The following is a 13,115-nucleotide window of genomic DNA, read 5'->3' on the forward strand; positions in this document are numbered from 1 at the left end:
AAACTTCATTTTTTGTCATTTCGACGAAGGAGAAATCTACACAAGTAGCTCGACACAGAAAATTGCCAATCTTTGTAGAGTTTCTCGCGAAGATTTCTCCTTCGTCGAAATGACAAGATTATGCAAATAGAAGAATTATCAAATAACAAAACCCGACAGGTTTTAAACCTGTCGGGTTTGATTTATCATTAAATTCGAACTTTACAAATATCTTTCTTCAAAAACTTTTTGGTGGTGTTTTACGTGTCCGATCATAACAAAACCTAAAGCTCTTACAGAAATCTGATTGTTTGAAGCCGTCCCTAGTCTTTTAAGTTGTTCTTCAGATAGGCTTTTGTAAAACAATAAGGTTGAATGTCTTACCGCTGAAAACTCAGTTAACAATTCTTGAATACTTCTGCTGTTCGAATCGGTATTATCTGCGTAATCATTTTCCTCAAAACTAGGCAAAGGCGTTTTGTCATTTCTAGAAAAACGCAAGGCACGATAACAAAAAATACGTTCAGTGTCAATTACATGCTGAATAATATCTTTAATGGTCCATTTTCCTTCTGCATACCGATAATCAAATTTATCAAGCGGAATATTTTGAACAAATTTGATAAACTCATGAAGCGAAATTTCAAGTTCTTCAATCAATTTTCCGTCTCCGGCTTGTTTAATGTAAGTTCCAAAATGACCTGAATATTCATTTTCTAATAACTGGTTTGCGTACATTTTTTTCTAATTAAAGTTTTTCTTAAGCAGAATTTCTACTTGCATTAGTATTTCCAAACAATGACCTTGTTACGATCTTTTCGTAAACTTTTACAAGTTCCTCGTTTACTGAACTTTCTTTGTTTAATTCATTGATTCTCAGTAATGCATACTGCTGAATTGTCAATAATGGCAATACAATACGTTCTCTTATTTGAATAGAAGCAATACCGTCTGGATAATTTTCCATCAGCGTTTTGTGATCTGCGATTTTAAGCAACAGACGTTTTGTTTCCTGAAATTCGTTATTGATAATCTGCCAAAACTCTCCAAATTCTGGATCTTTTTGCATATAGGCCGTTAATGGCAAAAATGATTTAGCCAACGACATCATACTGTTTTCCAAAAGCGTTCTAAAAAACAACGAATTATGGTACAAGTCGCTTACTTTATTCCATTGTCCGGTTTCTTCAAAATGTTTCAAAGCGGTTCCTACACCAAAAAATCCAGGCACATTTTGTTTTAACTGGCTCCATGATCCCACAAACGGAATTGCTCTAAGATCAGCAAAATCTAAAGCTTCTGATTTGCTTCTTTTAGAAGGACGGCTTCCTATGTTGGTTTTTGAGTAATATTTCAAAGTACTCATTTTTTCTAAATACGGAATAAATTTAGGGTGATTCTTTAAACCTAAATATTTGTTATATCCCAAATCAGCCAATTCAGTTAAAATCTGAGTTTCTTCTGCAGTCAACTCATTTTTCTCTTTACTGAACACCTGATTAGTGACACCTGCACTTAATAAATTTTCGATATTATATCGACAAGAATCTAATGTTCCGAAATTCGAGCTAATTGTCTGGCCTTGAACTGTGATTTGAATTTCGTTGTTCTCAATTTTTGGTCCCAACGAAGCGTAGAATTTATGTGTTTTTCCACCACCACGTGCTGGAGGTCCCCCTCTACCATCAAAGAAAATCACTTTAATTCCATATTTTCTAGAAATTTCTGTCAATGAGATTTTTGCTTGATAAATACTCCAGTTTGCCATGAGATATCCTCCATCTTTGGTTCCGTCAGAAAAACCGAGCATAATGGTTTGCTTATTTCCACGAGCTTTAAGATGTTTCGAATATTCTGGATTAGTATATAATTGCTCCATAACCTGATGCGCATTCTGCAAATCATCAACAGATTCGAAAAGCGGAATGATATCTACAGTTGGATTTTCCCAATTATGAAGGCGAATCATAGCAAAAGTTTCCATTACATTCAGAGCGCTTTCGTTGTTACTAATGATATAACGATTTGCTCCCTCTTCTCCATTGTTTTGCTGAATGGTTTTAATTGCCTGAACAGATTCTAAAGTAGATCTTGTAATTTCATTTTCAAAATCAGCAGGATTCAAATCTCCTTGAACTTTAGATAAAACTACAAGTTTCTCTTCCTCCGATAAATCAAAGTAATTGGCAGGGAAAATCGTTGAGCCAGAATTTAGGTAATAATTCACAACATCCTTAAAAACAGCGTTATGAATTTTGCTATTCTGGCGAATATCTAAAGTTGCAAAATGGAATCCAAACAAATTGATTTTTACAAGAAGGGCTTCTAATTCATCTAAATAAAGAGACTGGTGTTTCTCAATAATTATAGCTCTAATTTTATTTAGCTGCGTTAATAATTCCTCTAAAGTGATAAAAATTTCACCTTTGGAATAAAATACAGAACGATAAAGTTTATGTTCAAGATCCGACACCAAAGTATCTACTCCTGAGAAAGTTAGCTTACGCTTTAAATTCCTCATTTCGACATAATAACACTTTAAAATAGAGGTGCGAAGACGGTCTGCTACTTTAAGCGTAATATCTGTTGTTACAAAAGGATTTCCGTCACGGTCACCTCCTGGCCAGAATCCTAATTTTATTAGTTGATTCTGAATCGCATTTCCGTCTAGAATGTTTTTCTGAAGATAATGTACTATTTCTCCAGCTGTAGCATAAAATACATTCTCTAAATACCATATCAAGCTAACAGCTTCGTCATACGGATTTGGTTTTTCTTTTTGTATGAAAGGAGTTTTCCCTAACTGAGCTAGTAATTGTTTGATTTTCAATAAATCATTCTGACGAATCGCCTCGGTCAAGTCGTTGATAATTCCTAAAACTGGACCAGGATAAAATTGAGTTGGGTGCGCAGTTAAAACGGTACGAACATTAAAGTTTTCTAAGAAATCTATCAATTCATCATCTTTTTCCCTCGCATCCGACTTTTCTTTAATATCTCGTAAAGATCCTCGCCCTTCCATATTGTTTACTACCGGAAATGCGGCGTCTTCAATAGCGTCAAACAGTACAATCTGGCGTTCTATATATTGAATAAATCGAAACATAAGCTCGATTTTTTCCTGTTCAGAAGCATTGTTTAGAAATTTATTTGAGAAAAAATCAAAGATTTCTTTTGGCGTTTCTTGTTTTTTAAATCCAGTTTCACAAGTTTCTGTAAATAATGGCAGCAAAACTCCCGTATTATCTATAGAATCAAAAGGCAATGTTATAAAAACACTATTATAAATGTGGTATTTTGAGAGAACATCTTGATTAAAACGCTCAATTTTTGGCAACGTATACATAATCGTGTTATAGTTGGTTGGTTAATTAGTCATAAAAAAACCCCAAGAATAAACTTGAGGTTATATTGTAATATAGCATTCAAGAAGAGTTCTTACATATTTTTGAAAATAGTATGCATCAAACGCTTCTTATCGTTAATACTTTCCTCTAATGAAATCATTGTTTCTGTTCTGTAAACACCATCAATGTCGTCAATCATAAAGATAACTTCTTTAGCGTGTTTAGTGTCTTTTGCTCTAATTTTACAAAAGATATTGAATTTTCCTGTAGTTACAGATGCTACTGTTACGAATGGAATTTGATTGATTCGCTCTAATACAAATTTTGTTTGAGACGTATTATTCAGGAATACACCCACATAAGCAATAAACGAATACCCTAGTTTATCATAATCTAAGGCCAATGAAGAACCCATTATAATACCTGCGTCTTCCATCTTTTTTACTCTAACATGTACTGTTCCAGCAGATATCAATAACTTTTTTGCAATGTCAGTAAACGGTACTCTCGTGTTGTCTATTAACATATCTAAAATCTGGTGATCTACTTCATCTAAACGAAATTTACTCATAATTCTTTAATTAATATTACTAATTGCTATTACAAAGTATAAAATTATATATAAAAAACAACAAATTCACATAAAAATTAACTTTTTATTGATCCGTTAACAAATTTAACATTTTTATTTAAATAAAAATTTGCTTTTTGATTCGATTTCGGAATATTATCAGAATCATCTGAATATAATGCACCTTGAGCATCATATTCGTAATGACCGAAATAATTTTCTAATTCACCAGTTTCAACTATATAAGCGTTAAATTGAATCTTATTTTCGATTAATTCTTCTTTGTATTGTGCGACAAAATTCGTAATAATTTCGATACCATCATAATTTATTTTGACATTTTTATACATAAAATCATAAAAAACCACTTTATTTTGTGAAATATTCAAATAATCATTAATTCGATTGTCTACTAAAACGTTTTCGGAAATTAGCTGAAAGCTCGTAGTAAGTGAGAAAAATATGAATTTTCGAGTCACTTCCCTATCGTAGTCCTCTGGAAAGTGGCCCGCTTCGAAAAGTATAGTGGGTACGCCCAAAAACTGAAAAGTGTCTCCTATACAATTGATATTAAATGAGTCATCAAATATACCTACTTGTCCAGGTATATACTTTTGCAGCATATCATTTAGACCTGCAATAAGATTTACAGCAATGAGTCTGTTTTCATTCATGTCGCGAGCTTCATTAAATGAAGGCGCCAAAAAAGAAACAGTTGCGGGCTTGCCTGTATCTCCAGCGCCAAAAATAGTACGCTGATCATGAAGATTAAAACAGAAATGAGGGTTGAAACTTTCAAAAACCTCTCTCAGAATCTGGCTTTCTGGCTGAGTTAAAGCTTGCGAATCACGATTTAGATCTACTTCGTTGGCATTGACACGTGTATATAGTCTTGCACCATCTGGATTTAGCATCGGAATCGCATAAAAGGTAAAGGATTCAAGCATTCTACGAGCATATTCAGATCCGCTATTTAGCACATTTATAAAATCAAATAAAGCTTTTGTAGTCGTGCTCTCGTTGCCGTGCATCTGCGACCATAGGTAGATACGAGTTTCTCCTGTTCCGATTTGATAACTATATATAGGTTCGCCTAAAACGGATTTTCCAATTACCTTAACTTGATTATCTGTATTTAGTTTATCTAATAAAGGTGTTATATGATCTAAAGTCAGATATCTTCCTGAAATTGACTTTTCTTTGTTTTGATTAAAAAGTTCTTCTAAATTCATTGTGTTTTGATTAGTTTACAAAAGTAAACATCTTTATTTTTACAATTGTAAACTTGAAAAATTAAAGGGAATTTAGATTTGTAAACAGTCGTTTTTGCTGTGAGGTGATTTATGAGTTAACAAATGTTATTAGATTATTATTTAGTATTCTAAATATTAATAATCAATAAGTTAAAATAAATATTTAAAGTCTTTGTTTAATTAAAATCCAGTCTTGTAAATGATAGTTTGAATATAAATTGCTTTTCTTTTCTTTTTTAATTACATTTGTAAACAGCGTAATTTAAAACGATAATTTACAATGGTAAACATCGATGATTTTGTAAAGAGACTTGAAGCAATACTGGATTACTATGGCTTGAACGCATCTGCTTTTGCTGATAAAATTGGTGTACAGCGATCTAGTATGTCGCATCTTCTTTCGGGAAGAAACAAACCTAGTCTAGATTTTATAATGAAAATAATAGAAGTTTTTCCGGATGTAGATCTGTATTGGATTTTAAACGGAACTGGAAATTTTCCTAAATTATATAACGACGACTCATCTAAAAGTTCTAAAATCTCTACTCCTATTGAATCAGAAATTTCAGGAGTACAGGATTTGTTTTCATCAATTGATTTTGGTAAAGAATCAAAACCTTCAGACAAAGTAGTAGCAACTGAAAATTTAAACATCATTTCAAAACCCGACGAGCAAATTGAGAAAATTGTCTTTTTTTATAGAAATGGTACTTTTAAGGTATATAATCCGTAGTTTAAAAATTAGCGCATATTCGGAGATTGGTTCAGAAAATTTTCAAATACGCGATTCTCACGCATTTGAAAAAAAACCTGATTCAGAATTCTGAATCAGGCTAAATAGTATTTTTTTGAAAGTTATTTTCTAAAAACAAAAACAGACGTCACACCCGCTTCTAATCTTACATTAGTTGGAGCAAAATCACCAGACGCTGTTGGATAGGTATAAGTTAGAACTTCTCCTCCCGCATTTAATCTTTCAGCAACATAAACCTTTTTTGTAACATGATCGTAAGCGACATCAACAGGATTTCCTAAAAGCGAGTTTGACCCATAAATTCTTATTTGATTTGTCTGTGCAATTGTTCCTCCAGCAGAAGTTGAGTTAAATACGCTTGTAAAGTTTTTTATAAAAATCAGTCCACCATCAGTTCCAGAAGTTGCGCTTCCCACATCTGTTAAAATCATAGTATCATCTGAAGCAGAATAAGTAATTCCGTGAGTACGAACGAGACCTGCAATAGTTACTCTTTTTGTTGCTGTAATTACTCCAGATGCATTATTCATATAATCTTTAAACAAAACAATGTCACCAGTTAGATCGGCTACAGCATACAAATCATTTCCATTTAGATGAATTCCCCATAATTTAAAATCGGTTGTAAATGTTTTTAAAAGAGAAAAGCCAGTTGCGGTTTTTTTATAAACAAAAAGTTTATTTGTCATTCCGTTTGAAGCAAGCTGATCTTGTGCAACGATAACTATATCTCCGGAAACAGCAGTTTCTCTTGCATTTGTAAATTCAGTATTCAAGCTACTCAAAGTCAACTTTAAATTATCAAGACCTGTTTTTACTGCTTCTTTTACACCAGTGTAAGTTTCTAGTTTATTATTAGTTCTTGAAGCAACAATAATTGCATCTGTATCGCTATTGTATGAGACCCCCTCAGCGTCTAATGATGCAATAGTAAAGGATTTAACCATTGCTGAAGTTGATAATAAATCTTGATAAGTAATTTTTCCAGATGTGTTGCTGGATGTTACTAGAACAGCTTCAGTTGAATTTGTGTTCTCAGAATCATTGCTGTCGCACGACGTAAAAATGATAAATAAAAAGGCCGATGTAATAAAAAGTTTTTTCATATATATAATTTTTGATAGTTAATTATACTTACGAAAAACTTGTTTGATTGGTTTTACTGATTTAATAAATGCTGTTCTTCTTCTTTAAATGAATAACCATTTTCAGGAATTTTCCCCAAAACACCTCGATAGTGTTTTTTTATGATTTCAAAATCAGAGTCAAAATTTCCGGTTGGCCAAAATTCCTCCCCGAAACTAACTGTCTTTTTTCCCCAATCAAAAGCTACTGGTACAATTGGCACATTCGCTTTAAGCGCAATATAATAAAATCCAGTTTTTATTCCTTTAACAACTTTTCGAGTTCCTTCTGGAGCAACTGCAAGACGAAATATTTCTTTGCGGTCAAAAATTGCTGCAATCGAATCCACTTTATTCAAACCGCCCGAACGATCCAGCGGCTCACCTCCTACATTTCTAAAGTAATATCCGAAAGGAAATCTGAAAAGCTCTTTCTTTCCGACCCAATTCATCTGAAGGCCTGAGATACCACGAGTCAACAATCCGATATAAAAATCATGATTACTGGTGTGAGGCATAACCATAAGAATACATTTTTTAACTTTAGCATTTTCCATTCCTTCTATCTTCCAGCCCATTAGCTTAAAAAATATAAACTTATAGAGTATTTTTTTCATTTCTGATATTTTTTTGATGCAAAATAAAAGATTTAATGGTAAATTTGAGAAAAAGCATTCAAAATGATTCAGAAATTGTTCAGTTATTTCATTCCTATAAAAATATTCAAAAAGAAATCATCAAGAAGTAAAACAATAGAAGTTACATGGGCAAATGGAGAACTAGTTTTAGATTCTCAAAACACAAACTACTCATACGGAAGCCTACAAAGAATTTTACGATACGGTCTCAGAAATATTGGTTACCAAAAAATTATAGAAATGGATCATATTTTGCTACTTGGCGTTGCTGGCGGAAGCGTAGTAAAAACACTAGTAGACGAAATTGAATATAAGGGAAAAATTACTGGAATAGAGATAGATCCTGAAATGATCGAGGTTGCAAATAAATATTTCAACCTAAATGAAATTAAAAAGTTTGATATCATTATTGACGATGCGTTTGAGTTTACTTTAAAAACAAAAGAAAAGTACGACCTTATTATAATCGATATTTTTGAGGATACGCATATGCCGAATTTTTTGTTTGAGAAATTTTTCAGCGAAAGGATTTGCTATCTTCTAAAAGATGAGGGTTTTGTTTTATTCAATACCATGATTCTGGATGAGGCTCATAATGTTCGGAATCGCAAGTATATTTCTGAGATTAATCCGAAACTGTTTAAAACCAAAACGCTTCCTCGCATCGAAGATCATAATGAATTAATTATAATAGAAAAAGTCGCCTAAAATAGTACATATGAAACCTTTAACTTCTATTTTGAACAACCTTCCTCCTGCCAAAATAATCGATTCTTCTATTGATTTTTCAGAATATAAACCTCTAGATTTATCGATTACTAATCAGGAATTAGTAAAACAAAAACCGGAAACTGCTCAAGATTTTGAAAATTTCATTTCAAACTATCTTGAAGAAACCAATGCGAAAGTTGCTTTTGGAGGTTACATAGAAGGACGTTCGTTGTATAAAAGGAGTTCAATTTTTAAAAACGATTCTATTCCGGAACGCAATATTCATATAGGCGTAGATTTATGGACAAAAGCAGGCACTTCAGTTTTAGCCGCGATAGACGGAAAAGTGCACAGCTTTAAAAATAATGTGGGCTTGGGAGATTACGGCCCGACTATAATTTTGGAACACGAAGTAGAAAATGAAAAATTTTATACTTTATACGGACATTTGTCGTTAGAAAGTATAGAAAACTTAACCGTTGGCGACAGTTTTAAAAAAGGAGAAAAGATTGGATCTCTTGGAAATGCTTCAGTAAATGGAGATTATGCACCGCATGTCCATTTTCAAATCATAAAAAATATCGAAGATTATTGGGGAGATTACCCAGGAGTTTGCAATACAAGCGATCTTAATTTTTACATAGAAAACTGCCCCGACCCTAACTTATTATTAAAAATTACTTAAATAGTTATGAAGAAAGCAGGATTGATTATATGTTTGTTGTTATTAATTGGATGTAAGTCTAAAAACATTAGCAGAGATACCGAAGATTTAAAAATAAAAAAAATCACGGGCGCAGAAATAAATGCAAATCAACAGCAAAAAGCTTACGAATTAGGAAAAAGGGTTCTCGAGACTTGTAACACTTCAAAGTTTAAACCTTTTAATGAAACGGAAGTTACACAATCTGTACGAGAAAATACGACAGAAGAACGTCTTACAAAGACCTGTACAAGATTTAGACAGTACTACGGAAGCTTTATTGATTTGAAATTGGATGGTGTCTACAAAACCAAAAATGAGGTGATCTACCGCTACCGTGCTTTGTACACTAAAAAAGTTGCCAATAAGGAACTACGTGTTTTTGTAAATGACGAAAATTTGGTCTCAGCTATTAAATCTATGGATTGGGACGAAAAATTTGATGCCAAACTAAATGAACAATAAAGTATATCTATGAAATTAAAACTGTCTCTTTTATTTGCAATATTATTTGTAAGCTTCACAAATGCACAAGAAACCATCAGCGTAAAAGGTTCGGCACCATTTCCAGCAACTAAGACGTATACTTTTATTTGTGAAAAATATGCTTATACAGGAGAAATAAATGTTCAGATTGCAAAAACAGACAAGGGCGGCATTTTAAAACTTACTATAACTACAGCAAACAGCCAAGCAAGGATAGCTGGTGGTGTCTATGTAGATCTTACCAATGGCGACGTAATTGCCTGCACTGACAAAAATGTAAAAGAATCAGCAGACGGCACCACAACTTCTTATTATTATTTTACTCCGGCAGAATGGCAAAAACTCAGAAAAACAGATATTTACGCTGTACGCTTTATCATAGCCGGAGGGCCAAATAATTTAGGAAGCCAAACCGGACACTTTACAGCTTACAACAGAATGAATTATTTCTCAACAGCCTTCGATAAGTCTAAAAAAACTTTTGATACTGCAAAAGAAATTAGTAACTTATAACCTGTTGGGTGAAATTAATTTAAACACATAGAAACGTACATTTAGAGCTGCAAAAATCTATGTGTTCAATAAAAAAAAATAGGAATTACACCAAACAGGTTAATTTATAATAATTTCTTTATATGCTATCTCAATGAATGCAAACGAGGCCCTAATTACAAAATTTTATACAGCTTTTGCCAATTCTGATGCTGCAACTATGTGCGAATGCTATCATCCGAAAATTCATTTTGTTGATCCTGCATTTGGTTTGTTGAAAGAAAATCAGGTGTGCAAAATGTGGGAAATGCTCCTTTCGAGAGGCAAAGGAAATATCAAAATCCAATTTTCAAATGTTAGAGCTGACAATGAAACCGGCTCTGCGAATTGGACCGCTGAATACAATTTTAGCAAAACAAATAGACAAGTTGTCAATAAGGTTGCGGCAGAATTTGTATTTAAAGACGGGCTCATCATAAAGCACACCGACAATTTTGATATGTGGAAATGGTCAAAACAGGCTTTCGGCACTACTGGATATCTTCTTGGTTGGACAGGTTTTTTTCAAAAGAAAGTTCAAAAACAGGCTTTATTATCGCTCAGGAAGTTTCAGCAAAATAAATAATATTTAGAGCAGTACGTTTCATTTTTTTTAAAATCGTAAAGTCCTGCTATCCGTTCCAATCTTTTATGCTGAACCCCAGCATAAAAGAATTTCCTCTTCTATCAGGGCTAAAAAAGAACAGATAATTTTCATAAGAAAAAAGGCAAACCCCGAAAACTTACGATTTTTCGGGGTTTGTTTTTATTTTGAGATTCTATGTTGAAGTATTTGGTTTCCTTACGATTTGAACCAGCTTGCTACAAGCTCATCCTCAAATGAAGTGGCATTTTTATGAATAAATTCGTTTGTATTTTTATTATAAGAATAGTCTAAAGCCCAATTTTCATGGTTCGCCGCTAATTCTTTAATGCTTTTGCATACATAAGCAATTTCTTCATCTGTCGTAGTCGGATGTATAGACATTCTGATCCATCCTGGTTTTTTAATCAAATCGCCGATTGTGATTTCGTTTACCAATTTGTTAGAAGTTTCTTGGTCAACATGCAGTAAATAATGGCCGTAAGTTCCAGCACAACTACAGCCTCCTCTAGTCTGTATTCCGAATCTATCGTTTAAAATTTTAACCCCCAGATTAAAATGAAGATTTTCAATAAAGAAAGAAACAACACCAAGACGATCTTTATGCTGTCCCGCCAATATTTTGATATTTGAAACAGGTTCCAACTCAGAGAAAACAAAATCGACAATTTCGTGCTCGCGCTCCAAAATGTTTTCAATTCCCATTTCTTCTTTCAGTTCAATTGCCAAAGCGGTCTTGATCACTTGCAAGAATCCTGGTGTTCCACCATCTTCACGATCTTCAATATTGTCAATATATTTATGCTCACCCCATGGATTTGTCCAACTAACCGTTCCTCCACCCGGACAATCCGGAATCATATTATTGTATAATTTTTTATTAAAAATCAAAACTCCAGAAGTCCCAGGGCCTCCCAAAAATTTATGTGGCGAAAAAAAGATAGCATCCAAATAAGCCTCTTGATCTTCAGGATGCATATTGATTTCAACATACGGACCTGAGCAAGCAAAATCGACAAAACAAACACCATGGTACTGATGCATCAATTTTGCGGCTTCATGAAAAGGCGTTTTTAAACCCGTAACATTAGAACAGGCGGTTATAGATGCGATCTTGATAGTTCTGTCGTTATATTTCTGAAGAAGAATTTCTAAATTCTCCAGGCTGAAAAGTCCTTTCTCGCAAGAAGGAATAATTTCAACATCCGCTATAGTCTCCAGCCAAGAAGTCTGATTCGAATGGTGTTCCATATGAGAAATAAAAACAATAGGCTTTTTCTCAGCAGGAATAGTCGTAAAGCTTTTTAGGTTTTCAGGAACTTTCAAACCTAAAATACGTTGAAACTTATTGATTACACCAGTCATTCCTGTTCCATCGGTAATAAGCACATCATCATGATCGGCGTTTGTATGACGCTTAATGATATGTCTAGCATGATGATACGCTTTTGTCATGGCAGTACCTGACACAGTGGTTTCTGTATGAGTATTGGCCACAAATGGGCCAAAGTGATTCAATAGTTTTTCCTCAATCGTGCGATATAAGCGCCCGCTGGCAGTCCAGTCTGTGTAAACTATTTCTTTTTGTCCAAAAGGAGAAGTAAACTGCTGATTTATGCCAACAATATTTTTTCTAAACTGCTGAAAATAAGTTTCTAGCGTGATGGTACTATTTTTGTTATCCATTAGTGTGCCTGTCTGTTTGACTGCAAATATATTGTTTTTTTACAAAATTGCGAATTTATCAATACTAAACTTCAAATATTAGATAACCCGTTAGTATATTTAACTAAAACAATCTTTTTTTAATAATTTATCATAATATTCTATCGGATTAATAGGCAATTAAAAATCTTTAAAGTTTTTATTTATGGGAAATTTATCAACTGCTACGTTCGGCGGAGGCTGTTTTTGGTGTATAGAGGCTGTAATTCAGCGTTTAAGAGGTGTTGAATCAATAAAATCTGGTTACTCAGATGGGTTTATCAAAAATCCGGCATATCGAGAGGTATGCACTGGCAGAACCGGACATGCCGAAGTTATCCAAGTAACATTCGACCCTGACATAATTTCATATCATGACTTGATTTTCATTTTCATGACAAGCCATGATCCAACTACATTAAATCGCCAAGGTGGTGACAGCGGAACACAATACCGTTCTATAATTTTGTATCACGATGAAACACAGAAAGAAATTGCAGAAAAGGTTTTCAATGAAGTACAGCCGATATATGCAGATCATATTGTGACGCAATTAAAACCATTTGAAGTTTTTTATGAAGCTGAAGAGTATCATCAGAACTACTATAATGAAAATCAAGAAGCTGGATATTGCCAAGTGGTGATCGATCCGAAAATACAAAAGCTTAAAAAACTCTATGCTGACCGATTGGTCGATTGATTTAGTGAAT

Annotated in this window: 14 protein-coding genes; 7 read left to right on the forward strand and 7 right to left on the reverse strand. The window is 33.4% G+C overall.

The window, feature by feature from the left end:
- Window positions 1–201: 201 nt before the first annotated feature.
- The 4 genes from E0W73_RS13760 to E0W73_RS13775 all read right to left on the reverse strand — a co-directional run bounded on the left by E0W73_RS13760 (window position 202) and on the right by E0W73_RS13775 (window position 5,129).
- A complete protein-coding gene (locus E0W73_RS13760) occupies window positions 202–717 on the reverse strand; it encodes a DinB family protein (RefSeq protein ID WP_135222650.1) in 516 nt (171 codons plus the stop codon).
- Between the two features lie 22 nt (window positions 718–739).
- The gene (locus tag E0W73_RS13765) at window positions 740–3,325 is read right to left on the reverse strand and encodes a phosphoenolpyruvate carboxylase (protein WP_135222651.1); all 2,586 of its coding nucleotides are present in this window, start codon (window positions 3,323–3,325) and stop codon (window positions 740–742) included.
- Window positions 3,326–3,417: 92 nt separating this feature from the next.
- Window positions 3,418–3,897 carry an Lrp/AsnC family transcriptional regulator gene (locus tag E0W73_RS13770; protein WP_008468989.1) on the reverse strand — a complete coding sequence of 160 codons (480 nt, stop codon included), beginning with the start codon at window positions 3,895–3,897 and terminating at the stop codon, window positions 3,418–3,420.
- Window positions 3,898–3,974: 77 nt separating this feature from the next.
- Window positions 3,975–5,129, reverse strand: a complete 1,155-nt coding sequence (locus E0W73_RS13775) for a M14 family metallopeptidase (RefSeq protein WP_135222652.1) — start codon at window positions 5,127–5,129, stop codon at window positions 3,975–3,977.
- Window positions 5,130–5,430: 301 nt separating this feature from the next.
- Between E0W73_RS13775 and E0W73_RS13780 the strand changes: the two genes are divergently transcribed.
- Entirely contained in the window at window positions 5,431–5,883 is a 453-nt protein-coding gene (locus E0W73_RS13780; RefSeq protein WP_135222653.1) for a helix-turn-helix domain-containing protein, read from the forward strand.
- Between the two features lie 122 nt (window positions 5,884–6,005).
- On the opposite strand, the gene E0W73_RS13785 is transcribed toward E0W73_RS13780, so the two are convergent.
- Together E0W73_RS13785 and E0W73_RS13790 are read right to left on the reverse strand one after the other, a co-directional pair.
- Entirely contained in the window at window positions 6,006–7,010 is a 1,005-nt protein-coding gene (locus E0W73_RS13785; protein WP_135222654.1) for a hypothetical protein, read from the reverse strand.
- A 53-nt stretch (window positions 7,011–7,063) separates the two neighbouring features.
- Window positions 7,064–7,645 carry a 1-acyl-sn-glycerol-3-phosphate acyltransferase gene (locus E0W73_RS13790; protein ID WP_135222655.1) on the reverse strand — a complete coding sequence of 194 codons (582 nt, stop codon included), beginning with the start codon at window positions 7,643–7,645 and terminating at the stop codon, window positions 7,064–7,066.
- Window positions 7,646–7,708: 63 nt separating this feature from the next.
- Between E0W73_RS13790 and E0W73_RS13795 the strand changes: the two genes are divergently transcribed.
- The 5 genes from E0W73_RS13795 to E0W73_RS13815 all read left to right on the forward strand — a co-directional run bounded on the left by E0W73_RS13795 (window position 7,709) and on the right by E0W73_RS13815 (window position 10,683).
- Complete coding sequence (locus tag E0W73_RS13795) at window positions 7,709–8,374, forward strand: spermidine synthase (RefSeq protein WP_135222656.1); 666 nt, start codon at window positions 7,709–7,711, stop codon at window positions 8,372–8,374.
- Window positions 8,375–8,384: 10 nt separating this feature from the next.
- The gene (locus E0W73_RS13800) at window positions 8,385–9,062 is read left to right on the forward strand and encodes a peptidoglycan DD-metalloendopeptidase family protein (protein WP_135222657.1); all 678 of its coding nucleotides are present in this window, start codon (window positions 8,385–8,387) and stop codon (window positions 9,060–9,062) included.
- A 6-nt stretch (window positions 9,063–9,068) separates the two neighbouring features.
- Entirely contained in the window at window positions 9,069–9,545 is a 477-nt protein-coding gene (locus tag E0W73_RS13805) for a hypothetical protein (protein WP_135222658.1), read from the forward strand.
- 9 nt (window positions 9,546–9,554) lie between these two features.
- Window positions 9,555–10,079 (forward strand): hypothetical protein, encoded by a 525-nt coding sequence (locus E0W73_RS13810; RefSeq protein ID WP_135222659.1) that lies wholly within the window; start codon window positions 9,555–9,557, stop codon window positions 10,077–10,079.
- 133 nt (window positions 10,080–10,212) lie between these two features.
- A complete protein-coding gene (locus E0W73_RS13815; RefSeq protein ID WP_135222660.1) occupies window positions 10,213–10,683 on the forward strand; it encodes a nuclear transport factor 2 family protein in 471 nt (156 codons plus the stop codon).
- Window positions 10,684–10,899: 216 nt separating this feature from the next.
- Here E0W73_RS13815 and E0W73_RS13820 read toward each other — a convergent pair whose 3' ends face one another.
- Window positions 10,900–12,387, reverse strand: coding sequence for an aminotransferase class V-fold PLP-dependent enzyme (locus E0W73_RS13820; RefSeq protein ID WP_135222661.1), 1,488 nt, complete (start codon window positions 12,385–12,387; stop codon window positions 10,900–10,902).
- Between the two features lie 184 nt (window positions 12,388–12,571).
- Between E0W73_RS13820 and msrA the strand changes: the two genes are divergently transcribed.
- Entirely contained in the window at window positions 12,572–13,105 is a 534-nt protein-coding gene (gene msrA / locus E0W73_RS13825; RefSeq protein ID WP_135222662.1) for a peptide-methionine (S)-S-oxide reductase MsrA, read from the forward strand.
- Window positions 13,106–13,115 lie beyond the last annotated feature (10 nt).

The organism is Flavobacterium foetidum (assembly GCF_004634245.1).
GTDB classification, from domain to species: Bacteria; Bacteroidota; Bacteroidia; order Flavobacteriales; family Flavobacteriaceae; genus Flavobacterium; species Flavobacterium foetidum.